Annotated in this window: 21 protein-coding genes and 1 other RNA gene; 11 read left to right on the forward strand and 11 right to left on the reverse strand. The window is 74.3% G+C overall.

Features of this window, described 5'->3' with window-relative positions; genetic code table 11:
* Positions 1-12 precede the first annotated feature (12 nt).
* Both OIE69_RS27650 and OIE69_RS27655 read right to left on the reverse strand, forming a co-directional pair.
* Positions 13-744 (reverse strand): ABC transporter permease, encoded by a 732-nt coding sequence (locus tag OIE69_RS27650; protein ID WP_326576568.1) that lies wholly within the window; start codon positions 742-744, stop codon positions 13-15.
* Positions 744-1,703, reverse strand: coding sequence for an ABC transporter ATP-binding protein (locus tag OIE69_RS27655; protein ID WP_326576570.1), 960 nt, complete (start codon positions 1,701-1,703; stop codon positions 744-746). Before OIE69_RS27655 ends, OIE69_RS27650 begins: the two co-directional genes overlap by 1 nt.
* Before the next feature lie 233 nt (positions 1,704-1,936).
* On the opposite strand from OIE69_RS27655, the gene OIE69_RS27660 reads away from it, so the two are divergent.
* The 3 genes from OIE69_RS27660 to OIE69_RS27670 are packed head-to-tail and all read left to right on the forward strand — an operon-like array spanning position 1,937 to position 4,843.
* Positions 1,937-2,782, forward strand: coding sequence for a MaoC/PaaZ C-terminal domain-containing protein (locus OIE69_RS27660; protein ID WP_326576572.1), 846 nt, complete (start codon positions 1,937-1,939; stop codon positions 2,780-2,782).
* 26 nt (positions 2,783-2,808) lie between these two features.
* The gene (locus tag OIE69_RS27665) at positions 2,809-3,885 is read left to right on the forward strand and encodes a Zn-dependent alcohol dehydrogenase (RefSeq protein WP_326576574.1); all 1,077 of its coding nucleotides are present in this window, start codon (positions 2,809-2,811) and stop codon (positions 3,883-3,885) included.
* Between the two features lie 19 nt (positions 3,886-3,904).
* A complete protein-coding gene (locus tag OIE69_RS27670; protein WP_326576576.1) occupies positions 3,905-4,843 on the forward strand; it encodes a 3-oxoacyl-ACP reductase in 939 nt (312 codons plus the stop codon).
* 17 nt (positions 4,844-4,860) lie between these two features.
* Here OIE69_RS27670 and OIE69_RS27675 read toward each other — a convergent pair whose 3' ends face one another.
* Both OIE69_RS27675 and OIE69_RS27680 read right to left on the reverse strand, forming a co-directional pair.
* Positions 4,861-5,040, reverse strand: a complete 180-nt coding sequence (locus tag OIE69_RS27675; protein WP_326576578.1) for a hypothetical protein — start codon at positions 5,038-5,040, stop codon at positions 4,861-4,863.
* Between the two features lie 60 nt (positions 5,041-5,100).
* Positions 5,101-6,231: a hypothetical protein gene (locus OIE69_RS27680; RefSeq protein ID WP_326576580.1), complete on the reverse strand. Its 1,131-nt coding sequence runs from the start codon at positions 6,229-6,231 to the stop codon at positions 5,101-5,103.
* Between the two features lie 180 nt (positions 6,232-6,411).
* Between OIE69_RS27680 and OIE69_RS27685 the strand changes: the two genes are divergently transcribed.
* The 3 genes from OIE69_RS27685 to OIE69_RS27695 are packed head-to-tail and all read left to right on the forward strand — an operon-like array spanning position 6,412 to position 9,172.
* The gene (locus OIE69_RS27685; protein WP_326576582.1) at positions 6,412-7,275 is read left to right on the forward strand and encodes a Nif3-like dinuclear metal center hexameric protein; all 864 of its coding nucleotides are present in this window, start codon (positions 6,412-6,414) and stop codon (positions 7,273-7,275) included.
* Complete coding sequence (locus tag OIE69_RS27690; RefSeq protein WP_326581432.1) at positions 7,272-8,015, forward strand: zinc ribbon domain-containing protein; 744 nt, start codon at positions 7,272-7,274, stop codon at positions 8,013-8,015. Before OIE69_RS27685 ends, OIE69_RS27690 begins: the two co-directional genes overlap by 4 nt.
* Complete coding sequence (locus OIE69_RS27695; protein WP_326576584.1) at positions 8,015-9,172, forward strand: bifunctional RNase H/acid phosphatase; 1,158 nt, start codon at positions 8,015-8,017, stop codon at positions 9,170-9,172. The genes OIE69_RS27690 and OIE69_RS27695 overlap by 1 nt, the downstream gene beginning before the upstream one ends.
* On the opposite strand, the gene eda is transcribed toward OIE69_RS27695, so the two are convergent.
* Together eda and yaaA are read right to left on the reverse strand one after the other, a co-directional pair.
* Positions 9,158-9,799 (reverse strand): bifunctional 4-hydroxy-2-oxoglutarate aldolase/2-dehydro-3-deoxy-phosphogluconate aldolase, encoded by a 642-nt coding sequence (gene eda / locus OIE69_RS27700; RefSeq protein WP_326576585.1) that lies wholly within the window; start codon positions 9,797-9,799, stop codon positions 9,158-9,160. The genes OIE69_RS27695 and eda overlap by 15 nt on opposite strands.
* 1,164 nt (positions 9,800-10,963) lie before the next feature.
* Positions 10,964-11,746, reverse strand: coding sequence for a peroxide stress protein YaaA (gene yaaA / locus OIE69_RS27705; RefSeq protein WP_326576587.1), 783 nt, complete (start codon positions 11,744-11,746; stop codon positions 10,964-10,966).
* A gap of 65 nt (positions 11,747-11,811) precedes the next feature.
* Between yaaA and OIE69_RS27710 the strand changes: the two genes are divergently transcribed.
* Positions 11,812-13,257, forward strand: coding sequence for an RNB domain-containing ribonuclease (locus OIE69_RS27710; protein ID WP_326576589.1), 1,446 nt, complete (start codon positions 11,812-11,814; stop codon positions 13,255-13,257).
* Positions 13,258-13,286: 29 nt separating this feature from the next.
* Positions 13,287-13,687, forward strand: an RNA gene (gene rnpB / locus OIE69_RS27715) — RNase P RNA component class A.
* Between the two features lie 123 nt (positions 13,688-13,810).
* Here rnpB and OIE69_RS27720 read toward each other — a convergent pair.
* The 4 genes from OIE69_RS27720 to OIE69_RS27735 form a co-directional block, all read right to left on the reverse strand.
* On the reverse strand, positions 13,811-15,016 hold the full coding sequence (locus OIE69_RS27720; RefSeq protein ID WP_326576591.1) for an acyltransferase family protein: 1,206 nt from the start codon (positions 15,014-15,016) through the stop codon (positions 13,811-13,813).
* A gap of 29 nt (positions 15,017-15,045) precedes the next feature.
* Positions 15,046-17,163 (reverse strand): bifunctional polysaccharide deacetylase/glycosyltransferase family 2 protein, encoded by a 2,118-nt coding sequence (locus tag OIE69_RS27725; RefSeq protein ID WP_326576593.1) that lies wholly within the window; start codon positions 17,161-17,163, stop codon positions 15,046-15,048.
* Positions 17,160-17,807, reverse strand: a complete 648-nt coding sequence (locus OIE69_RS27730; RefSeq protein ID WP_326576595.1) for a hypothetical protein — start codon at positions 17,805-17,807, stop codon at positions 17,160-17,162. Before OIE69_RS27730 ends, OIE69_RS27725 begins: the two co-directional genes overlap by 4 nt.
* A 150-nt stretch (positions 17,808-17,957) precedes the next feature.
* Positions 17,958-18,734 (reverse strand): SDR family oxidoreductase, encoded by a 777-nt coding sequence (locus OIE69_RS27735; protein WP_326576597.1) that lies wholly within the window; start codon positions 18,732-18,734, stop codon positions 17,958-17,960.
* Between the two features lie 34 nt (positions 18,735-18,768).
* Here OIE69_RS27735 and OIE69_RS27740 point away from each other — a divergent pair, with 34 nt between their 5' ends.
* Positions 18,769-19,083, forward strand: a complete 315-nt coding sequence (locus tag OIE69_RS27740) for a 4a-hydroxytetrahydrobiopterin dehydratase (protein WP_326576599.1) — start codon at positions 18,769-18,771, stop codon at positions 19,081-19,083.
* 836 nt (positions 19,084-19,919) lie between these two features.
* The gene (locus tag OIE69_RS27745; RefSeq protein ID WP_326576601.1) at positions 19,920-21,566 is read left to right on the forward strand and encodes an alkaline phosphatase D family protein; all 1,647 of its coding nucleotides are present in this window, start codon (positions 19,920-19,922) and stop codon (positions 21,564-21,566) included.
* 6 nt (positions 21,567-21,572) lie between these two features.
* Here OIE69_RS27745 and OIE69_RS27750 read toward each other — a convergent pair whose 3' ends face one another.
* A complete protein-coding gene (locus OIE69_RS27750; protein WP_326576603.1) occupies positions 21,573-22,583 on the reverse strand; it encodes a Gfo/Idh/MocA family protein in 1,011 nt (336 codons plus the stop codon).
* Positions 22,584-22,664: 81 nt separating this feature from the next.
* On the opposite strand from OIE69_RS27750, the gene OIE69_RS27755 reads away from it, so the two are divergent.
* On the forward strand, positions 22,665-23,957 hold the full coding sequence (locus OIE69_RS27755) for a multidrug effflux MFS transporter (protein WP_326576605.1): 1,293 nt from the start codon (positions 22,665-22,667) through the stop codon (positions 23,955-23,957).
* The last annotated feature ends 20 nt before the right edge of the window (positions 23,958-23,977 follow it).

The raw sequence follows: 23,977 nt of genomic DNA on the forward strand, positions 1-23,977 counted from the left end.
TGCGGGCGGGACTCACGGGGTGCGTGCCGAGCGGCGGTAGGCGTACACGGCGTACGCGCCGAAGAGGGCCGTCCACGCGGCGAGCACGGCGACGGTACCCGCCCGGGGGACCGCGCCGTCCGCGATGCTCCAGCCGAGCTGCCCGAAGCGGTGAGACGGGGTCCACTCGGAGACCGCCCGCAGCCAGCCGGGGAAGACGGCCGAGGGGATCCACAGCCCGCCGACGACGGACAGGCCCAGGTTGCAGGCCATGTTCACCACGCCGGTGGTCTGCCCGGACAGCCGGTAGCCGTTGCCGAGGCCGAGCAGGGTGAAGGGGGCGGTGCCGACCCACAGCAGCCCGCCGACGGCGGCCCACTGCCAGGGCTCCAGTTCGACGCCGTTGACGAGCCCGCCGGCCAGCAGGACGGCCAGGATGGCGGGCAGCACGGTGACGGAGCCGCTGATGCAGCGGCCGGTGACGACCAGCAGCGGCGACATGGGGGTGATCCGCAGCTGGCGGAGCCAGCCGAGGCCCTTGTCCTCGGCGACGCTCGACCCGGTGGACACCGCCGAGCCCAGGGCGCCGTACGCGGCCATGCCGATCATGGCGGCCAGCGAGGCGGCCTTGTCCTCCTCCGAGCCGGAGACCCCGAGGTTGGTGAAGAGCAGGTACATCATGACGGGCATGCCGACGCCGAAGATCACGAATCCGGCGTCCCGCAGGGTGCGGCGGATCTCCAGCGAGACGTAGGCGAGCAGCATCAGACCTTCTCCTCGGCGAGGGCGGCGGTGTCCGCGGCGGCGGTGTCCGCCGCGGGGGCGGGGGCGGCGTCCTCGGCGGAGGACTGCGCGGTGAGGGAGAGGAACGCGTCCTCCAGGCTGGCGGCGGTGACCGTCAGGCCGCGGACCATGCCGCGGTCGGCGAGGGCGAGGACGGTGGCGTCGGAGTCGGCGGAGCGCAGCAGGGCGCGGTCGCCGCGGACCTCGACGGACACCACCCCGGGCAGTTGCCGCAGGCCCTCGGTGGGGGTCCCGGCCAGGTCGAAGGAGACGAGGTTGCCGCCGACCGCGCGCTTGATGCGCTCGCCGCTGTCGTCGGCGACGACACGGCCGCGGTCGATGACGACGATGCGGTCGGCGTTCTCGTCCGCCTCCTCCAGGTAGTGGGTGGAGAACAGCACGGTGTTGCCGCGGGCCGCGTAGGCCCGCATCGAGTCCCAGAAGGCGCGCCGCGCCTCGACGTCGAGGGCGGCGGTGGGCTCGTCCAGCACGATGAGCTCGGGGTTGCCGGCCAGGGCCACGGCGAAGCGGACCCGCTGCGCCTGGCCCCCGGAGAGCCGGTCGGCGCGGCGGCCGGCGACCTCGGTGAGACCGGCCAGCTCCAGGGCCTCGGCCACGGGCAGGGGGGACGGGTAGGTGCGCGCCACGAAGGTGATCAGCTCCCGGACGGTCACCCGGGGGATCGGCCGGCCGTCCTGCAGCATCGCGCCGACCCGGCCCGCGCGGACCGCGGTGTGCGGGGTGCCGCCGAAGAGCCGGACCTCGCCGTCGTCGGGCTCGTCGAGCCCGAGCAGCAGGCTGATCGCGGTGGACTTGCCCGCGCCGTTGCGGCCGAGCAGGGCGACGGACTCCCCCCGCCGGATCTCCAGGTCGACGCCGTCCACCGCGCGTACCGCGCCGAACGCCTTGACGGCCCTGGTGAAACTCACTGTCGTCGTCATGTCACCGACACTACGACCGGCGGCCCACGCCGGGTCAGTGGGGAATGTACGGACCCGGGCAGGACAAATGTCACTGGCGCAGCGCCATTCTGACGGTGTGTCAGCTATTCCCAGCGCCCGGGTGATGCGTTATACATGGGCTGGCTAGAACGCGTTCTAGTGCACGCCCTGGCGGGGCCGACGGTGCGGACGGTCGCGCCAGGGCCCACCGCGCAGCGAAGGAGCCGCCGGACATGCCGATCGACGTCGCCGCCGCCACCTCGGCCGAACCCCGCAGCGCCGAACTCGTCTGGGACCACAGGGACGTCATCCTCTACCACCTGGGCCTCGGCGCGAACACCCTGGGCTACGCCCTCGAAGGCCCCGGCCTGCAGGTCCTGCCCAGCTTCGCCACCGTCGCCGGCGGCTCCGCCGCCGCCGGGGAGGCACGCGGCGGGCTGTCCCTGCCCGGCATCGAGATCGACCTCGCCGCCGTCCTGCACGGCGCCCAGCGCATCGAGGTGCACCGCCCGGTCCCCGTCCGCGGCCGGGCCGTGCAGACCTCGCGCGTCGCCGACGTCTACGACAAGGGCAAGGCCGCCGTCCTCGTGCTCCGCCGCGAGGTCGCCGACGAGCAGGGCCCGCTGTGGACCTCCGACGCGCAGATCTTCGTCCGGGGCGAGGGCGGCTTCGGCGGCGACCGCGGCCCCTCCGCCCGCACCACGCCGCCCGGCACGGCCCCCGACCGCACCGTCCTGCGCGCCACCCGCGAGGACCAGGCCCTGCTCTACCGGCTCTCCGGCGACTGGAACCCCCTGCACGCCGACCCCGAGTTCGCCAAGCACGCCGGCTTCGACCGGCCGATCCTGCACGGCCTGTGCTCCTACGGCATCACACTCAAGGCCGTCGTCGAGACCCTGCTCGGCGACGACGCGGGCCGCGTACGGTCCTGCTCCACCCGCTTCGCCGGGGTCTTCTTCCCCGGCGAGACCCTGCGCATCCGGATGTGGTCCGAACCGGGCCGCGTCCTGGCATCGGCGACCGCCGTCGAACGCGACGACGCGCCGGTCCTCGCCGACACCGTCGTCGAGCACTCGTAAGTCCCGGAGGGGAGAGGGGAACACCCATGCGCGCAGCACTCCTGCAGGAGATCGGCCAGGACAAGCTCGAGGTCGTCGACGACATCGAGACGGTGGGCTTCGGCCCCGGCAAGGTGCGCATCCGGCTGCGGGCGACCGGGCTGTGCCACTCCGACCTGTCCGCCATGAGCGGCGTCCTGCCGCAGCCCGCGCCCTTCGTGCCCGGCCACGAGGGCGCCGGGGAGATCACCGAGACCGGCGAGGGCGTCACGGGCCTCAAGGCCGGCGACCGCGTCCTGGTCTGCTGGCTCCCGGCCTGCGGCGCCTGCCCGGCCTGCCGGCGCGGCCAGTCCCACCTGTGCCTGGCCGGCTTCATGAACGCCGGCACGCCCAACTTCCGCCGCCCCGCCGGGGACGTCTTCGGCTTCGCCGGCACCGGCACCTTCGCCGAGGAGGTCGTGGTCTCCGCCTCCTGCGCCGTGCCCATCCCCGACGACCTGCCGTACGAGATCGCCGCCCTCATCGGCTGCGGCGTCACGACCGGCATCGGCGCCGCGCTGAACACCGCGCGGGTCACCCCCGGCTCCTCCGTCGCCGTCATCGGGTGCGGCGGCGTCGGCATCAGCGTCATCCAGGGCGCCCGCGCCTCGGGCGCCTCGGAGATCATCGCCGTCGACCCGGTGGAGTCCCGCCGCGACGCGGCGCTGCGCTTCGGCGCCACCGACGCGGTCGCCCCGGAGGAACTGGCCGACGCCAAGGCCCGGATCACCGGCGGCGAGGGCTTCGACTACGTCTTCGAGGTCGTCGGCCGCAGCGCGACGGCCCGCACGGCTTACGAGAACACCCGCCGCGGCGGCACGCTCTGCGTCGTCGGCGCCGGCGCGATGGACGACCTCCTGCAGATCAACATGTTCGAGCTCTTCTTCGACGAGAAGCGCATCCTGCCCTCGCTGTACGGCGGCGGCGACGTCCTGCGGTCCTACGACCGCGTCATCCGCCTCTGGCGCGCCGGGCGCGTGGACCTGGAGGGGCTCATCACCCACCGCGTACGGCTCGACCAGATCAACGAGGCCGTCGACCAGATGCGCAGCGGCGAGGCCCTGCGCACCTGCATCGCGGTCTGACACCGGGACGGGGGAACCCATGGGCGTACTGGACGGCAGGACCGCCGTCGTCACGGGGGCGGGACGAGGCCTCGGCCGCGCCGAGGCGCTGGAACTGGCGCGGCTGGGCGCCAACGTGGTCGTCAACGACTACGGGCAGCCCGGCCGCGACGGCTCCGGCGAGGCGTCGGCGAGCCCCGCGGACGAGGTCGTCGCCGAGATCACCGCCGCCGGCGGCCACGCGGTGGCGCACCACGGGGACGTCGCCGACTTCGACCAGGCGCAGGACCTGGTGCGGCTGGCGGTCGGCACGTACGGGGCGCTCGACGTCCTGGTCAACAACGCCGGCATCCTGCGGGACCGGATGGTGTTCTCGATGACCGAGGACGAATGGGACTCCGTCGTCCGGGTCCACCTGAGGGGCCACTTCGCCACCACCCGGTTCGCCGCCGCCCACTGGCGCGAGCGCGCCAAGACCACGGACGCCCCGGTCTACGGCCGGATCGTCAACACCTCGTCCGAGGCGTTCCTCGCCGGCTCGGCCGGCCAGCCCAACTACGCGGCCGCCAAGGGCGGCATCGTCGGCCTCACCTCGTCGACGGCCGCCGCCCTCGGCAGGTACGGCGTACGCGTCAACGCCATCTGCCCGCGGGCGCGCACGCGGATGACCGAGGACGTCTTCGCGGGCCTCGGCCGGTCCGAGGACGGACCGGACCCGCTGGGGGTGGAGCACGTCGCCCCGCTCGTCGGCTACCTGTCGTCACCGGCGGCCGACCGGATCACCGGCCAGCTGTTCGTCGTGCACGGCGGGATGGTGGCGGTGATGGACCGCCCCCGCGTCGCGGCGAAGTTCGACACCGCCAAGGAGGCGTTCACCCACGACGAGCTGGACGACCTGCTCACCCCGTACTGGGCGGGCCGTGACCCCGGTGACACCTTCGCCGCCACCGACGTCCTGGCCCTGCGCCACGAGGGCTGAAACGGGCCCCGGGCCCGTCAGACCTCCATGCCGGCGGACCCGGAGGGCCGGCGGTGGCGGCCGTGCGGCGGCGGGACCGCCTCGGCTTCGTTGTCGTGGGTGGAAGCCGTACCGCGGTGGCGGCCGGCGTGCAGGCCCTCGGCGTTACCGTCCTCGAGGCGGGCCTCGGCGGCGGTGCCGTGTCGGGCATCGGACATGGGAAGACTCTCCGTCGACTAGCTTGCAGGGTGCGCGGAACGCCGCAGGAGTTTACCGATTCAAGATCCCGTGGCCAGCGGCGCCATCTGCAACGGGAGCACGGGGCTGGTCCTGCCGCCGTCCGGGACGGCCGGGGGAGCGCCCTCCGCCGCGCTCCCCGCCGGGGACGGCGAGGGCACCGCGGCCGGCGCCTCGTACTCCACCGTGCCGCACGGGCAGTGCGCGCAGGCGTACGGCAGGCGCAGCACCCCCCGGGCCGACCACAGGCCCGCCCCGGCCAGCCATCCCTCCGGCGCCGACAGCCAGGTGGCGCGGCGTTCCCCGGGCCGCCAGACCGCCAGCGACGTGCCGTGCGGCCCGTCCGCGCGCAGCGCCACGGCGCACGCCTCGGGCATCAGCACCTGGCCGGGCTGCGCCGCGAACGGGGTGAGCACCGCGTCCGGGACGCGCAGGCACTCGGCGAACCGCATCGGCTGACGGCTGCCCAGCACGCCCCAGCCGATCCGGTCCTCGCCGGTGGCGTCGCTGCGCACTATCAGCAGCCCGCTGTCCGGCTCCGCGAGCAGCAGCCGGTCGTTGCTCGCCTCGGTGATCTGCAGCAGCGGGCTGACGGCCCCGGCCCGCTCCAGGTCGACGGCGACCGTCTTGACCGTCCCCTCCACCTCGCGGTCCAGCGCGAGCAGACGTCCCGCCCGGTCCAGCCACGCGCCGCCCCCGCAGCGGCCCGGGACCTCCGCGAGCCGGCGCGGCCGCAGATCCCGGTCGTCGTGCACGAGCCACACCGCCGACACCTCGCGCGCCGGGTCGTAGGTGAGCGCGTACGCCTCGCCGGAGGCGACCGGAGGCAGCAGCCGCGCCTCCGCCTCCCCGCCCGGCAGCGAGCCGACGAGCAGTTCGCCGGTGCCGGGACCGGTCGGGTAGAGCAGGGCGAGGTCGAACCGGTCGGCGACCCGGCGGCGGATCAGCACGCGGCCGTCGGGCAGCGGCATGACCTCGGAGCACTGTTCCTCGGGCTGGTTGCCGGGCAGCGGCACGGTGTACGGCTCGGGCCCGCCGAGCGTCCAGCGCTCGGGGTACCAGCCGTCGTCCCCTTCGGGTCCCTGAGCCAGGCAGGCGGCGTAGGAGCCGTCCGCGGCGATCGTGAACCCGGCCCGTCGCACGGTGGTGGTCTCGGTGGCGCAGGCTGTCATGGTGTGGCTCACCTCCGGGCCACGACGCTAGTTTTCGCACGCCCGGGCGTCCGACACGAGTTGGTGGTCTTCACGCGTAAGGGTGGCTCTCGTCCCGTTCCGTCGGACTTCGGATGCTCGGTGTGCTCATGACCAGCCCGGGATTCCGGCCGCCCGGCACCGGCGCGGTAACCTCGACCCGTGCCGAAACTGTCCGACGTCATCGCCGCCCTCGAAGCCCTCTGGCCCCCGGCGTGGGCCGAGCAGTGGGACGCCGTCGGGCTCGTCTGCGGAGACCCGGACGCCGAGGTCGGCCGGGTGCTGTTCGCCGTCGACCCGGTCCGTGAGGTCGTCGACGAGGCGATCGCCACCGGCGCCGACCTGCTGGTCACGCACCACCCCCTCTACCTGCGCGGGACGACGACGGTCGCGGCGACCGGCTTCAAGGGCCGCGTCGTGCACACCCTGATCAGGAACGACATCGCGCTGCACGTGGCGCACACCAACGCCGACCGGGCCGACCCCGGGGTCTCCGACGCCCTCGCCGAGGCCGTCGGCCTGCGCGTCACCGGCCCCCTCGTGCCCGACCCCGCCGACCCGGCCGGGCGCCGCGGCCTCGGCCGCATCGGCGAGCTGCCCGAGCCGATGACACTGGCGGACTTCGCCCGCCGGGCGGCGGCCGGCCTGCCGGCCACCGCGACCGGGCTGCGCGTCGCGGGCGACCCCGGGCGGCAGGTCCGCACCGTCGCGGTGTGCGGCGGCTCCGGCGACAGCCTCTTCGACGACGTACGCAGGGCCGGGGTGGACGTGTACCTCACCGCCGACCTGCGCCACCACCCGGCGTCCGAGGCGCAGCAGGCGGGTCCGCCGGCCCTCGTCGACGCCGCCCACTGGGCCACCGAGTGGCCCTGGTGCGAGCAGGCCGCGCGCCGGCTCGACGAGGTCTCCGAACGGCACGGCTGGGCGCTGCGCACCCACGTGTCACGAGCCGTCACCGACCCGTGGACGGCCCACGCCCAGGCACTTCCCCTTGACGAACCCACGACCTCAGGAGCCCCCCGCTGAAAGCCGCGCCCGCAGACCAGATCCGACTGCTCGAGGTCCAGTCCCTCGACTCGCGCCTCGCGCAGTTGGAACACAAGCGCAAGAACCTCCCCGAGCACGCGGAGATCGAGCGCCTCGGCTCCGACGTGACCCAGCTGCGCGACCTGCTGGTCGCCGCCCAGACCGAGGAGAGCGACACCGCCCGCGAGCAGACCAAGGCCGAGCAGGACGTGGACCAGGTGCGCAAGCGCGCCGTCCGCGACCAGGAGCGGCTGGACTCCGGCGCGGTCTCCTCCCCGAAGGACCTGGAGAATCTGCAGCGCGAGATCGCCTCGCTCGCCAAGCGGCAGAGCGACCTCGAGGACATCGTCCTGGAGGTCATGGAACGCCGCGAGGGCCTGCAGGAGCGGGTCCAGGAGCTGACCGGCCGCCTGGAGTCCGTGCAGGCCAAGGCCGGGGAGTCCGAGGAGCGCCGCAGCACCGCGCTGCAGGCGATCGACGCCGAGGGCTCCACGGTCGTCAAGGAGCGCGACATCATCGCCGGTTCGGTCCCCGCCGACCTGCTGAAGCTCTACGACAAGCTGCGCGGCCAGTCCGGCGGCGTCGGCGCCGCCCGGCTCTACCAGAAGCGCTGCGAGGGCTGCCGGCTGGAGCTGAACATCACCGAGCTCAACGAGGTGCGGGCGGCCGCCGCGGACGAGGTCGTGCGCTGCGAGAACTGCCGCCGCATCCTCGTCCGCACCCCCGAGTCGGGCCTGTAATGGCCCGTACGTTGGTGGTGGAGGCCGACGGAGGGTCCCGGGGCAACCCGGGACCGGCCGGGTACGGCGCCGTCGTCTGCGACGGCGCCACGGGCGAAGTGCTCGCCGAGGCCGCCGAGTTCATCGGCACGCACACCAACAACGTCGCCGAGTACCGGGGTCTGATCGCCGGGCTGCGTGCCGCGCACGCGATCGACCCGCAGGCCCGGGTGCGGGTGCGGATGGACTCCAAACTGGTCGTCGAGCAGATGTCCGGCCGCTGGAAGATCAAGCACCCGGACATGCGGCCGCTGGCCGCCGAGGCGAAGACGGTCCTGCCGGCGGAGCAGGTCACCTACGAGTGGATCCCGCGCGAGAAGAACAAGCACGCCGACCGGCTCGCCAACGAGGCGATGGACGCCGGCAAGCGCGGCAAGCAGTGGGAGCCCCGCCGCCCCTCCGCCGTGCCGGACGCCTCGCCGGCCGTCGCCGCCACCGAGCCCGTGGACGAGGCCCCCAAGGCCCCGCCCGCCGGCTGGGCGGCGGCGGCCGACCTCGGCACGCCCACCACGTTCGTCCTGCTGCGCCACGGGGAGACCCCGCTCACCGCGGAGAAGCGCTTCTCCGGCAGCGGAGGCGACGACCCGGAACTCTCCGAGAAGGGCCGCTGGCAGGCCCAGCGCGTCGCCGACTCCCTCGCCGCCCGCGGCACCGTCCAGGCCGTCGTCACCTCGCCGCTGGCCCGCTGCCGGCAGACCGCGCAGACCGTCGCGGACCGGCTCGGCCTCGACCTGCGCGTCGACGAAGGGCTGCGCGAGACCGACTTCGGCGCGTGGGAGGGGCTGACCTTCGCCGAGGTGAAGGAACGCCACCCGGCCGAACTCGACGCCTGGCTCGGCTCCGCGAAGACCGCCCCGCCCGGCGGGGAGAGCTTCGCCGCCGTCGCCCGCCGGGTCTCCCTCACCCGGGACAAGCTCATCGCCCGCTACGCCGGGCGCACGGTGCTGGTGGTCACCCACGTCACGCCGATCAAGACCCTGGTCCGGCTCGCCCTGGGGGCCCCGCCGGAGTCGCTGTTCCGGATGGAGCTGTCGGCGGCGGCACTGTCGGCGGTGGCGTACTACGGGGACGGGAACGCGTCGCTGCGGCTGCTCAACGACACGTCACACCTGCGCTGACGGCGGCGCCGGCGCGCGCAACGCGGCCGCCTCGCGGGCGAGGTGCTCCACCCGGTCCCAGTCGCGGTCCCGCAGGGCGTCCTGCGGGACCATCCAACTGCCGCCCACGCAGGCGACGTTCGGCAGGGCGAGGTAGTCCGGCGCGCGGGCCGCGTCGATGCCGCCGGTCGGGCAGAACCGGATCTCCGGCAGCGGGGCGGCCAGCGCCTTGAGGTACGCCGTGCCGCCGGCCGCCTCCGCGGGGAAGAACTTCAGCTCCCGCACGCCGCGTTCGGCCAGGGCGACCACCTCGGAGGCGGTCGACACCCCGGGCAGGAACGGCAGCCCGGACGCGGTCATCGCGTCCAGCAGGCCCCCCGTCCACCCCGGGCTCACCAGGAACCGCGCCCCCGCCCGCGCCGCCGCCCCCACCTGCTCCGCCCGCACCACGGTCCCGGCCCCCACGACTGCCTCCGGCACCTCGCGGGCCGCCGCGGCGATCGCCTCCAGCGCGGCGGGCGTCCGCAGCGTGATCTCCACCGCGGTCAACCCCCCACGGACCAGCGCCCGGACGAGCGGGGGCGCGTCGGCGGGGCCGTCCAGCGTCAGGACCGGGATCACGGGGGCGGCGGGGGCGAGGTTCAGCACCGTGGCATCGTGCCGCCCCTACGCGCCCCCCGCAACGCCGGTTGCAGCCCGTGCAACGGTGCAACGGTGCCCCGGGCGGCCCGGTTGTCGTGTGCGGGTGCGTTGTGGTTGCGGTTGCGGTTTCTCCCCCGCCCTCCCGCCCGATTGCCCGGCGCGGTTGGTGCGGGCCTGCGCGCGTGCGTGGTGGGCCGGGGGCGGGGCCTCCGGGGCTGGGCATTCTGTACCGCATATTTATGTGCATGGCGGGCACCTGCGCTCGGTGCCCCGGGTGCCGCACAACAAATACACGTCAGCGTCCAGAACGCCCACCCCTACGACCCCGCCCCCTCCGTTTCGCTGGGCGACCAACGGCCGGTGGGGGATGATGGGGGGCGCCCCTCCCCACACCGCTGGGAACTGGCCCCAGTAGGGGGTCCCCCGGCCGCAGGCCGAGACAGGGTGCACGCACAGCTGGCCGGGGGCACCCCCACGGGACGACTGGCGCACCTCACCCATTGCCGTCACGGCGACGCCGAAGGCCGCCAGGCGGCAGATCACGACGAGTGCCGATGTGGGGACGCACCCGGACCTCCGGCGGGCGGCCGACCCGCAACCAGATTCAGCCTTGGAACCACACCGACCGCACCGAATCAGGCCACCCCTGGCAAGGCCGAAATCGGGCAGGAACGCGCACACGACAACGGGCCGCTCAGCAGGGCGCCATACCGCCGGGCATCAGCCCGAGCACTCCCTTCCGGTCCGATCGCGCCGGAACCGGCGCCGGCCTCAGCCACCACCCCCATGGCCGTCGGCGTCGGTAAGACGTGTGCGGCAACCCCGGACCGCCCTCTGACCACCCTCCGGCCGTCAGTCGCTCATGGATACGGAGGGGGTGGGGTCGTAGGGGTGGATGTTCTGGACGCTGCGGGATATTTGTGTGCGGCATCCGGGGCTCGGACATGGACCGCCCGTCATGCACGTAAATAACCCAGTCCAGGACGTGCAGCCCCGGAGGCCCCGCGCCCGGCCCACCACGCACGCGCGAGGCGGTCACTGACCGCGCCGGATGGGGGTCCCCCCGGCCGAAGGCTGGGGGAGGGAGGGAGGGCGGGAGAACCGCCCGCCGCAGGCGCAAACAACCCGCACACGACAACCGGCCGCCACCACATCCCACCCGCACAAAACTCAGTGGACGTCCGACACCAGCACGTCGAGCCGCCCCGGCGCAGCCACCTCCACCGTGAAGCCCAGGTCGCGCAGGGCCGCGACGAGCGCGTCGGGGTTCTCGGGGCGCGCCCCGGACTCCAGGAGGGCCCGCACGATCCGCCCCTTCGTCGCCTTGTTGAAGTGGCTGACGACCTTCCGCGTCTCCGCCTGCACCACCCGCACCGTCGCCGTCCGTCCCGCCAGCGCGCTGCGCGGCGCCGGCTTCCACGCCGCCCCGTACGCCGACGACCGCAGGTCGAGCAGCAGGCCGCCGCCCGCGGCCTCGGCGGCGTCCGGGAGGGCCTCGGCGAGGTGGGTGCGCCAGTACGTGGCGAGCGACCCGAGCGCCGGCAGTTTCACGCCCATCGAGCAGCGGTACGCGGGGATCGCGTCGCGGATGCCGACCGCGCCCCACAGCCCGGAGAAGACCAGCAGAGACCGGGCGGCGCGGCGCCGGGCGGCCGCGTCGAGGGTGTCGAGGCCGAGGGCGTCGTAGAGCACGCCGGTGTAGATCTCGCCGGCCGGCCGGGTCCGCGCTTCGCGCAGCCCCGCGTTGCGGGCGATCTCGCCGCGCAGCCCGGGGCTGAGCCCGAGCACGTCCGCCGCCTTGTCCTCGTCGCCGCCCGTGCAGAGCCCCACGAGCTCGTCCAGCACCGTCGCGCGGGCCGTGGTGAGCCCGGGCAGGGAGAGGGAGCCCAGGTCGACGGCGGGGCCCGTGCCGTCGGTGGCCTTGCCCTCGGACGGCGGTAGCAGGACGAGCACAGTTGTTCTCCTTCGCGTTTCCCCGGTGCAGTGCAGCCTACGACCGTGCGACTTAGGCTCGCTCCATGCCTCGTCGTCCCCTCCGCGTCACCACCGCCGACGGAGTCCGGTTGCGGTCCGCGCTCGACGCGCTCCGCGCGGACCTGCAGGTGCGGCGGGACTTCCCGGCGGGCGTGCTCGCCGAGGCCGAGGAGGCCGCGCGCGACCCCCGGCTGCCGGGGTACGACGCCACCGACGTGCCGTTCTTCACCGTGGACCCGCCCGGGTCGCTCGACCTGGACCAGGCGATGCACCTCGCGGTCCGCGAGGGGGGCCGCGGCTACCGGGTGTCGTACGCGATCGCCGACGCCGCGGCGTTCGTCGCACCCGGTGGCGCGCTGGACGCGGAAGCGCACCGGCGTGTGCAGACCCTGTACTTCCCCGACGTCCGGGTGCCGCTGCACCCGACGGTGCTGGGTGAGGGGGCGGCCAGCCTGCTGGCCGGGCAGGACCGGCCCGCCGTGCTGTGGCGGATCGACCTCGACGCGGACGGGGCGGTCACCGACGTCGACGTCCGCCGTGCGCTCGTCCGCAGCCGCGCCCGGCTCGACTACGCGGGTGTGCAGCACGCGATCGACGCCGGTACGGCCGAGGAGCCGGTGGCCCTGCTGCGTACCGTCGGCCGGCTGCGCGAGGCGCAGGAGCGTGCCCGCGGCGGCATCTCCCTCAACGTGCCCGAGCAGGAGGTCGTGGAGCTCGACGGCGGCTACGCGCTGCGGTACCGGGCGCCGCTCCCCGCCGACGCCTGGAACGCCCAGATCTCCCTGCTCACCGGCATGGTCGCGGCCGGCGTCATGCTCCGCTCCGGCACCGGCATCCTCCGTACGCTCCCCCTGGCCCCGCACGGGGAGGTGGCCAGGCTGCGCAGGGTCGCCGCGGCGCTGCGCATCGACTGGCCGCACATGACCTCCTACGCCGAGCTCGTCCGCACCCTGGACCCGGAGCGCACCACCCACGCGGCCTTCCTGCACGAGGCCACCAGCCTGTTCCGCGGCGCCGACTACACGCCCTTCTGGCCGGGCCACCCCGCCGAGCCGGCCGTGCACGCCGCCGTCGCCGAGGCGTACACGCACTGCACCGCGCCCCTGCGGCGCCTCGTCGACCGCTACGCCGCCGAGTTCTGCCTCGCCGCGGTGGCCGGCCAGGAGCCGCCGGAGTGGGTCGAGGCGGCCTTCCGCGACCTGCCGGGCGCCATGCGCGGCGGCTCGCACTTCGCGGGCACCATCGAGAGCGCCTCCCTCGACCTCGTCGAGGCCGCCCTGCTCAAGGACCGCGTCGGCGAGGTCTTCGACGCGTACGTCATCGACGTGAAGGACTCCGACCCGACCGCGGGCACCGTCCACCTCCGCGACCCGGCCGTCGTCGCCCGCGTCCGCGGCGGCACCGCCCCCCTCCCGCTCGGCGAACCGCTCGCCGTCCGTCTCACACAGGCCGACCCCGGCCGCCACACCGTGCTTTTCACCCCGGCGTGATCGGCCGGTAGCATGGTCGCCACGGCAGACGAGCCGAGCGGGCGGCCGCGTCAGGACCCTGGTCCTGCCGAGGAACGTCCGGGCTCCACAAGGCAGGGTGGTGGGTAACGCCCACCCGGGGTGACCCGCGGGACAGTGCCACAGAAAACAGACCGCCGGGGCCGCAAGGCTCCCGGTAAGGGTGAAACGGTGGTGTAAGAGACCACCAGTGCCCAGGGTGACCTGGGCAGCTAGGTAAACCCCACCCGGAGCAAGGTCAAGAGGGGCCGTCGCAAGACGGTCCTGCGCGGACGATCGAGGGCTGCCCGCCCGAGTCCGCGGGTAGACCGCACGAGACCGGCGGCAACGCCGGTCCTAGATGGATGGCCGTCGCCCGGCCGGCCGCGAGGCCGACCGGGAACAGAACCCGGCGTACAGCTCGACTCGTCTGCCTCACTCCTCCCCGCCGGCGCCGCCGGTGTCGGCCGGCAGTGCGGCGCACTCCGCGGCCAAGCCGTGCCGTCCCGTGCTCCTGCGCGGACCGCGCGGGGGCGCCGCGGTGACCCAGTGGACCTCAGCGGGCCTCGGCGGCGCGGCCGCGGGCCCGCCGGCCGCGTTTCCTGCCGCCGGCCGGCCACAGGCGCGGCCGGCGCCGTGAGGCGAGGTCCTCGGTCCAGCCGACCAGCACGACGGCCGCGCCGATGAGCGGCCAGACGGTGAGGAACTGGAACCAGGTCGCGTCGAGCGGGAGATGGGCCTCGAAGAAGGGCACGTCCCACATCAGGTCGATCAGCGGGACGCTGGCGAAGAGCGCGACCTCGTGCCACAGGTAGACCGTGACGGCGCGGGCGTTGAGCAGTCCCACCGCTCCGTCGGCGCCGGGCACCCGGCGCATCCGGCGCGGCCGGAAGCGCAGCAGCAGGAGGACGAAACCCGCCGACCACAGTGCCTGGGCCAGCGGGATCTCACCGAGGTCGATGCCCTCGTCGGTGGGGTGGGTGTACGCGAACCAGCCGCCCGCGACGAGGCAGAGCGCGGCCGCGGCGACCACCGTGCGGGCCCGCAGGGCGTCCAGCAGGCCGTCGCGGTGCGCGAAGCCGAGCAGCCAGCAGGCCGCGAAGGTGACGAGGTCGACCACCGGCGTGAGGGCCGGCTCGGCGAGCGGCAGCCGGTCGTACTGGGCGAGGACGACCAGTGCGCCGCACGCCGCCAGGCACGACCGCGGCGCCGCCCGGAAGGCCTTGAGCAGCCACGGGGAGAGCAGCACGAGCCACAGGTAGGTGCGGATGTACCAGAGTGGGGCGATGATCTGCTCGGCCCAGGCGGTGCCGGGCGGGTCCGCCAGCGGCAGGATCCACAGCGGCATCCGGTGCCAGGAGTGCGGCCGCCAGCCGTGGAGCAGCATCAGGACGGTCACGGCCGCGGAGAACAGCCAGAAGGGCACCAGCAGCCGCCGCAGCCGTCCGCGCACCACGGACAGCGCGGGCCGCTGCAGCGAGTGCGCCGCCAGGGACCCGGCCAGGGCGAACATGATGCCGATGGAGGGGAAGAGCAGGGTCAGCCAGGCCCAGCCGAAGGTGTGGTAGACGACCACCCGTACCAGGGCGAGGGCGCGCAGCAGGTCAAGGTAGCGGTCCCGGCCGCCGCCCCCGCCGCCGCTCCCGGAGAAGGCGGCGGGGGCGGCCGGGGTGGTGCCCCGGGGACCCGGTAGGTGCGTCCCGGCGCCGTCCGCGGGCCGGGGCGGGGCCGCCGGGGCTCCCGCCTCGCGTGCATCGGGCATGGGGTGACTCCTCGGGAGGGTACGGGGGTTCAGACGCGGCCGGCGGTGCCGCTGCCGACGGTCGGAGCGCCGACCTCGCCGGTGCGCCGCAGCTTGTGCCAGCCCAGCCGGCCGCCGTTGACGGCCGTCACGCAGGACTGCAGCAGCACCAGGTACATCAACTGCCGGTACAGCACCTGCTGGAGGGGCAGCGGCCACAGGTCGCGCAGCGGTTCGCCGTCCAGCCGGAAGGCGTACGCCGCGCACGCGGCCTGCACGGCGAGCACGCCCGCCCACGCGAGCGCGGTGCGAAACGGGTCCATGAAGACCAGCCCGTAGATCGCGAACACGTCGATGAGCGGCGCCAGCAGCGGCGCGAGCACCTGGAAGAGGACGACCAGCGGCAGCCCGACCCGGCCGAAGCGCCCGGAGTGCCCGCGGTCGAGGACCGCCCCGCGGTGCTTCCACATCGCCTGCATGGTGCCGTAGCTCCAGCGGTACCGCTGCTTCCACAACTGCCGTACCGAGGACGGCGCCTCGGTCCAGGCGCGGGCGTTCTCCGCGTACACCACGTGCCAGCCGGCCCGGTGCATCGCCATCGTGACGTCCGTGTCCTCGGCGAGGGTCTCGTCGCTCATGCCGCCGACGTCGCGCAGCGCGTCCCGCCGGAAGGCGCCGCACGCGCCGGGGATGGTGGGCATGCAGCGCAGCAGGTCGTACATGCGGCGGTCGAGGTTGAAGCCCATCACGTACTCGATGTGCTGCCAGCGCCCGATCATCCGGGTGCGGTTGCCGACCTTGGCGTTGCCGGCGACGGCGCCGACCCGCGGGTCGCCGAAGGGCTGCACCAGTTCGCGGACGGTGGCCGGCTCGAAGACCGTGTCGCCGTCCATCATCACGATCAGGTCGTTCCTGGCGTGTGCCACACCGTTGTTGAGGGCCGCGGGCTTGCCGCTGTTGGGCTGCCGCACGACGGTGACGCCGGGCAGGTCCAGGGCCTCGACGATGTCGGCGGTGCCGTCGGTCGAGCCGTCGTCGACGACCACGATCTCCACGGGGTGGTCGCTCGCGGCGAGGGAGTGCACGGTGTGGGTGATGCACTCCTTCTCGTTGTACGCGGGCACGATGACGCTCACCGGTTCGGTGACCGTCGGCCCCCAGGCGAAGCCGGGTGCCCGTCGCCGCCGCGCGTGCCGGCGCGCCAGCACCAGCATGGCGGCGAACCGGGCCAGGACCAGCAGGCCCACCCCGGCGAGCACGACGGCCAGCGTGGGGACGGCGGCCTCGGAGAGCTCCACCGCGGCGACGAAGACCCGCCCCTTCCACAGTTCCGAGCCGGTGACCTTGCCGTTGGTGGACGTGGCGCCGACCGCCCCGCCCACGGTGTCGAAGCGGTAGCCGCGCTCCTTGAGCAGCGGGATCAGCCGGTCCAGCGCCGCCACGGTCTGCGAGCGGTCGCCGCCGGCGTCGTGCAGGAGCACGATCGCGCCCTGGCCCGGCTTCGCGGGCACGGAGGCGTCCACGATCGCCTGCGCGCCGGGCCGCCGCCAGTCCTCGGCGTCGCGGTCGATGAAGGCGGTCACGTAGCCCTGCCTGCCGACCCGCTGGACGACCGGCCAGGACAGGTCGTCCAGCGCGTCGGCGGTCGAGGAGTACGGCGGACGGAACAGGGAGGTGTGGATGCCGGCGGCCCCCGCGAGCGCCAGCTGGGTCTGGGACAGCTCCCGGTCGATCCGCCCCGGCGATTGGTACACCAGGTCGGGGTGGGAGAAGGTGTGCACGCCGATCTCGTGGCCCTCGGCGACCATCCGCCGGATCAGCCCCGGGTGCCGGGCGGCCATGCCGCCGGTCACGAAGAAGGTGGCGCGCACGTGCTGCCGCTTGAGCACGTCGAGCACCTCCGGCGTCCAGACCGGGTCGGGTCCGTCGTCGAAGGTGAGGGCGATGGTGCGGTCCGGGGTGCGGTACGAGCGGGGCTTGTCGCCGGTGGCGTCGACCACCGGGCCGCCCTCCAGCACCGCCTCCGGAACCTTGTCCGCCGAGACCGGCGGGTGGACCCGGTGGTCGGCCTCGAAGTCGCCGCGTACGTAGCCGCCGAGCAGCAGGACGCACACGAGTACCACGAGGGCGAGCAGGGGTATGACGAGGCGGGGGCGCAGGGCGGTCACTGTCCGCCCTGCGCCTGCTGGTCGACCGGGGCGTCGGAGACGCCCGGTGCGGGGGACGCGGAGGCGCTGGGCTGCCCCGACGGGGAGCCGGACGGCGCCGGTTCGGTCGCGGTCGCGCCGGCGGTCGGGGTCGGGGCGGCAGGGCTGCCCGCGGTCGCCCGCGGGGTGCCGGGGGCCCCGCCGCCCTTGGCCGGGCGCTTGGTCGGGGAGGCGCTGGGGCTGGGGGAGGACGCGGAGCGGACCGTCGCGGACGGGGACGGCGCGGCCGCCGCCCCCGCCCGGATGAAGCCCGCCGTCGCCGGGGGTGCGGCCTGGTCGGCCGGTTCGTCGAGTTCTCCCGTCCCCGAGGAGCCCGCGTCGTCCGGCGCTGTGCTCGGCACCCCCGGCAGCGGCAGCAGCGTCTTCGGCGCGATCGGCGTCGCGCCGGAGAGGCTGAGTGCCAGCGCCGCCGTGTAGACGGAGCACGCCGCGGCGACCAGCCAGCCGGCCCTGCGTACCGCGCGGGCCCGTCTCCCGCTGGAATCGACGAACACGGGACCGGGCAGCGCTATCAGCTCGGTCTCCGGCTCGGGGGTCCCGGCCTCGGACCCGACTTCGTCTGCGGGTGGTTCTGACCATACGTCGCGGTGGTGCTTGGAGAGCATGCCGCAACGTAACGCGACGCAAGCAGTCCTATGGGACGTATTTCGGACTTGACCATTTTCGGGGGTGAAGTGGTCGATTCCGGCCGCGGGTGGCTGTGGCCCGGCACCTGACCCCGGCCGCGCCCACGGCCGCGCCCCTCGGTCGTGTCCTCAACCGCGCCCGATGTACGGCATGTTCGTCGCCATCACCGTCGCGAACTGCATGTTCGCCTCCAGTGGGAGCGAGGCCATGTGCGCGACGGTACGGGCCACGTCGCCGACGTCCATCCGGGGCTCGGTCGTCAGCCGCCCGTCCGCCTGAAGGGTCCCGGCGGCCATCCGCTCCGTCATCTCCGTGGCCGCGTTGCCGATGTCGATCTGGCCGCAGGCGATCCGGTACGGGCGGCCGTCCAGTGACAGGGACCTCGTCAGCCCGGTGACGGCGTGCTTGGTCGCCGTGTACGGCGCGCTCAGCGGCCGCGGCGCGTGCGCGGAGATCGACCCGTTGTTGATGATCCGCCCGCCCTGCGGGCGCTGTGCGCGCATCGCCCGGAAGGCGGCCTGCGCGCACAGGAACGCCCCGGTCAGGTTGACGTCGACGACGGCACGCCACTGCTCGTACGTCAGCTCGTCCAGCGGAACGGCGGGCGCGCCCGTACCCGCGTTGTTGAACAGCAGGTCGACGCGGCCGAAGCGGGCGCCCACGGCGGCGAACAGCGCCGCCACCGCCTCCGGGCGGGTGACGTCCGTCGGGATGACCGCCACCGCCTCGTCCGGCAGCCCCTCGGCGGTACCGAGCAACGCCTCCTCGCGCCGGCCGGCCAGGGCCACGGCCCAGCCCGAGGACGCCAGTTCGCGTGCCACCGCCCGCCCGATGCCGGACCCGGCCCCGGTGACCACCGCGACCCGGAGCGCCGCGCCCGTTCCATTTCCCGCGATCTCAGTCATGGCTCCGCAGGGTATGCGGTGCCACGATGAAACCATGTCACCCTACGCCGAGCCCCTGTCGCACAAGGAGATCGAGGACCGCCTCGCCGAGCTGCCCGGCTGGTCCCTCTCCGAGGACGGTATGAGCCTGCAGCGCACGTACCGGCTGCCGCACATCCCGGCGGCGGTCCTCGTGATGCACATCGCGCAGATCCAGGACGAGCTGAACCACCACAGCGACCTGACGCTGGGTTACCAGTCGGTCGCCGTCTCCGTCACCACGCACGCGGCGGGCGGCCGGCTCACGGAACGGGACTTCGGCCTGGCCCGGCGCATCGAGGGCATCGCCCCGGCCCACGGCGCCGCGTAGCGGCGCAGCCCGCGGCCCGGGGGCTCTTCCGGTCGCCCACCCCTTCCCGGCACGAGGTGCGCGGGGCGTCGGCGGCGGTGCGGTCCTCGCTCCGGCACGGCCGTGCCGTGGTCGCCCGAGGGGTGTACCGGCTCCCCGGCCTCCGCGCCGGCGAGGCCGGGGAGGCCCGGGGAGGCCGATGACGCCCGCGCCGCTGTGCCGGTCGGCGTCCGCGGTGACCCGGTGGCAGCCCGGGTCGCCCTCGCGGCCCGGCGGCGCCATGCGCGCCGCGGCGAGGTCGGGACCGCCGGTCCACCGTCGCTTCCGCACCCGGCGCCCTGTGTGCGAGCCATCGCGTCCTCATCGTCCGCGTCGTCCTCGACGCCGGTCGCTGCGACGCGGCGGGTCCTGCGCACGGCGGGCGGCGGGAACCCGTTCGGCACGCGATCCGTGACGTACCGTCACCGCGGCTGTCAGGACCGGGCCGGCGGTCCGCGGCCGGGGTGGGCGGGACCGCCCCGTGCGTCCGATCCCGCAGCACACCCCGCTGTGACGATCCGTCATGTCGCTTCCCGCCGAGGTGACCTGCGACGCCCGTCGTCACCGGTCGAGATGATCTTGGCCGGGGCGTCCCGCCCGGCGCGCCACGTGGGGGGCTTCCCGGACGGGCGGCCTCGGATCGCGGGGGTGGGGCGTGGCGGTTAGGGTGGCCGTTCCGGGTCGCCGAGGTGACGCGGCGTCAACAGCGTGGCAGGGGCGTCGTGGGCCGAACGGGGGGTTCCGGGAGCTCGTGCGCACGTGAACATCCCCCTGGCCACTGGACCGGGGCCGCGCAACCCACCGCCGGGGAGGGGCACATGACGCAGCCGCAGGGCCACGGCCGCCACGACCGCATCCTGCGCGCCGCCGCCGCGCTCTTCGACCGCCGCCGCTTCCTGACCGTCACGGGGGCCGCCGCGACCCTCGCGTTCAGCACGAACCTGCCCGTCGCCGGCGCCGCCCAGGCGGCCGAGGCGGTGCCCGGGACGCTCACCGAGTACCCGTTCACGCTGGGCGTCGCGTCGGGCGACCCCACACCCTCGGCGGTCGTGCTGTGGACACGGCTCGCGCCACGCCCGTACGAGCCGGCGCCGGGCAACGGACTGTCCGACGCCCGTGTGCCCGTCCAGTGGGAGGTCGCCCGGGACGACCGGTTCAGGCGGGTCGTCCGCCGCGGCATCGCGACGGCGCACCCGGAGTTCGACCACACCGTCCACGTCGACGCCCAGGGACTCGCACCCGACCGGGTGTACTACTACCGCTTCCGCGCGGGCCCCTGGATCAGCGCCCCGGGCCGCACCCGCACCGCCCCCGCGCCGGGCTCCCTCCCGTACGAGATGCGCCTGGCCGCGGTGAGCTGCCAGGCCTACCACGACGGGTACTTCACCGCGCTCGGCCACCTCGCGGACGAGGACGTCGACGCCGTCTTCCATCTGGGCGACTACCTCTACGAGTACGCCGTCGGCGCCACCGGCGGCGCCCGTGCCTACACCGACCGCACCCTGCCGTCCTGGTTCGCCAAGGAGACGGTCACGCTGGAGGACTACCGACTGCGGTACGCCCTCTACAAGTCCGACCCCGACCTGCAGGCCGCGCACGCGGCCTTCCCCTGGTTCGTCACCTGGGACGACCACGAGACCGAGAACAACTACGCGGGCGGTTCCGACGAGGGCGGCGGCCCCGGCGACGAGTTCCTCGTCCGCCGCGCCGCCGCCTACCGCGCCTACTGGGAGAACCAGCCGCTGCGCCTCCCGCAGCTCCCGCAGGGCCCGGACATGACGCTCTACCGCCGCTTCCACTACGGACGGCTCGCGCAGTTCGACATCCTCGACACCCGTCAGTACCGCACCGACCAGGCGTACCGCGGCCGCTGGCACCACCCGGGACCGGAGTCGCAGGACCCGGCGCGCACCATCACCGGGGCGACCCAGGAGCGCTGGCTGCTGGACGGCTTACGCAGCTCTCACGCCACCTGGAACGTGATCCCGCAGCAGGTCGTGCTGTCCCGGCGGAAGAGCGGCACCGCCGCCGCGTCCCCGCTCAGCATGGACGCCTGGGACGGCTATCCGGCCTCCCGGGACCGCGTGCTGGCCGGGGCGGGCGCCGCCGGCGTCGAGAACCTGCTGGTGCTCACCGGCGACGTGCACGTCCACTACGCGATGGACATCAAGGCGGACTGGGACGACCCCACCTCGCGCACCATCGGCACCGAGCTCGTCACCAGCTCGGTCACCAGCGGCCGCGACGGCTCCCCGCGCCCGTCCGACTGGTCGGCGGTCATGGCGGCCAACCCGCACCTGCGGTTCTACGACGGCCGCCGCGGCTATGTGACCGTCCGGCTCGACGCCGAGGAGGCGCGGGCCGACTTCAAGACCGTCGACTCCGTGACCACCCCCGGCGCCGCACTGACCACCGCCGCGTCCTTCGTGACCGAGGCCGGGGACCCCGGTCTGCGGGAGACCTGACGGGGGTCAGTGCTCGCCGGGGTAGCGGACGCCGATCCGGTCCCGGACCGTGTCGAGCGTCCGCATGACGGCGAGGCTGCCCTCCAGCGGCACCAGCGGGGACTCCCGCTCGCCCGCGCGCAGGCAGCGCATGACCTCGGCCGCCTCGTGCTGCAGCCCGCGCAGACCGTCGTCCGGGGCGCCGAACTCCTCGGGCTCGCGGCCCTCGCGGTGCAGCACGAAGCGGTCCGGGTGGAAGAAACTGGCCGGAACCTCGATCCGTCCCCGTGAGCCGGTGACCACCGCGGTCTGCGCGGTGTCGGCGGTGAGGGAGCAGCTGAGCACCGCCATGGCGCCGCTGTCGTACCCGAGCAGCATGCCGGTGTTGTCGTCCACGCCGTCCTCGGTCAGGTGGGCCCAGGCCTGGACCTCGTCGGGTTCGCCGAGCAGCAGGTGGGCGAAGGAGACCGGGTAGACGCCCAGGTCCAGCAGGGCGCCGCCGCCGAGCGCGGGGTCGAGCAGCCGGTGGCCGGGGTCGAAGGGGCCGGCGAGGCCGAAGTCGGCGTGCACGCTGCGTACCTCGCCGACCGCACCGTCCGCGACCAACTCGGTCAGCCGCCGCACCACGGGGTTGCAGTAGGTCCACATCGCCTCCATCAGGAAGCGCCCGTGGGTCCGGGCGAGATCGGCCAGCTCGCGCGCCTCGACCGCGTTGACGGTGAAGGGCTTCTCGCACAGCACCGACCGTCCGGCCCGCAGGCACAGCCCGGCCGCGACGCGGTGCGCCGAGTGCGGGGTGGCGACGTACACCACGTCCACGCCCTCGTCGTCGGCGAGTTCGGTCCAGCTGCCGTACGCGCGCGGGATGCCGAAGCGGTCCGCGAAGGCGCGCGCGGATTCGAGCCGGCGCGAGCCGACCGCGACGATCTCGGCGTCGTCCTTCAGTTCGCGCAGGTCCTCGGCGAAGGACGCGGCGATGCCGCCGGTGGCCAGGATGCCCCAGCGCACTTTCCTACCGGAACCGACCGATTCCGTCATGAATCTGCCCCCACCTGGCCTCGACCACCTCGTGATTGCTGAGAGCATAGAGAACGATTCACACACCACGGAGAGAGACCCATGCCGGAAGCCGGCGCGACCCCGCCCGACCAGATATCCACACCGGGGCCGTCAACCCCGGTACGACGCGCCGGAGAGATCCCAGGAGCTCGCACCAGCCTGATGGTGACGTTCCTCCTCGGCGCGCTCAGCGCGCTCCCCGCACTCTCCATGGACATGTATCTGCCGGCCCTGCCGCAGGTCACCGAGGAACTGCGCAGCCCCGCCGTCACGGTGCAGCTCACGCTCACCGCGTGCCTGGCCGGACTCGCCCTGGGCCAGCTGGTCGTCGGCCCGATGAGCGACCGCTGGGGCCGCCGCCGCCCGCTGCTGGCGGGGATGGTGCTCTACGTCCTGGCCACCGCCGTCTGCGCCTTCGCGTCCACCACGGAACTGCTGATCGGCTTCCGGCTGCTGCAGGGCCTGAGCGGCGCGGCCGGCATCGTGATCGCCCGCGCGATCGTCCGCGACCTCTACGACGGCGTCGCGATGGCGCGTTTCTTCTCCACCCTGATGCTGATCTCCGGGGTCGCGCCGATCGTCGCGCCGCTCATCGGCGGCCAGGTCCTGAGGCTCACCGACTGGCACGGGGTCTTCGTCGTGCTGACCGTGGTCGGGGTGCTCCTGACCGTCGTGGTGTGGCGCTGCCTGCCGGAGACGCTGAGCCCCGGGGAACGGCACAGCGGGGGGTTGGGCGAGACGCTGGGGGCGATGCGCGGCCTCCTCGCGGACCGCGCGTTCACCGGCTACATGCTCACCGGCGGCTTCACCTTCGCGGCGCTGTTCGCGTACGTCTCCGCGTCCTCGTTCGTCGTCCAGGAGATCTACGGGGCCTCCCCGCAGACCTACAGCCTGCTCTTCGGCCTCAACTCCGTGGGCCTGGTGGCACTGGGCCAGGTCAACGGCAAGATCCTGGTCGGGCGGGTCAGCATGGACAAGGTGACCGGGGTGGGCCTGGCGGTGATCACGGCGGCCGCGGCGGTGCTGCTGGCGCTGACCTCGGGATGGTTCGGGCCGGTGGGGCTGCTGCCGGTCGCCGCGGGGCTCTTCGTGCTGATGGCGGCGATGAGCCTGGTGCTGCCCAACACCAACGCGCTCGCGCTGATGCGCACCCGGCACGCCGCCGGATCGGCCTCCGCGCTGCTCGGCACGACCTCCTTCCTGGTGGGCGCCGTCGCCTCGCCGCTCGTCGGCATCGCGGGCGAGCACACGGCGGTGCCCATGGCCGTGGTGCAGCTGGGCAGCGCCCTGGCCGCCGTGGTCTGCTTCGCCGGGCTGTGCCGACCGTGGCGACGTACTGTGGATGCACGGTGATTCGTGCCGTCATTGCCGCG

The organism is Actinacidiphila glaucinigra (assembly GCF_035918135.1).
GTDB classification, from domain to species: domain Bacteria; phylum Actinomycetota; class Actinomycetes; order Streptomycetales; family Streptomycetaceae; genus Actinacidiphila; species Actinacidiphila glaucinigra.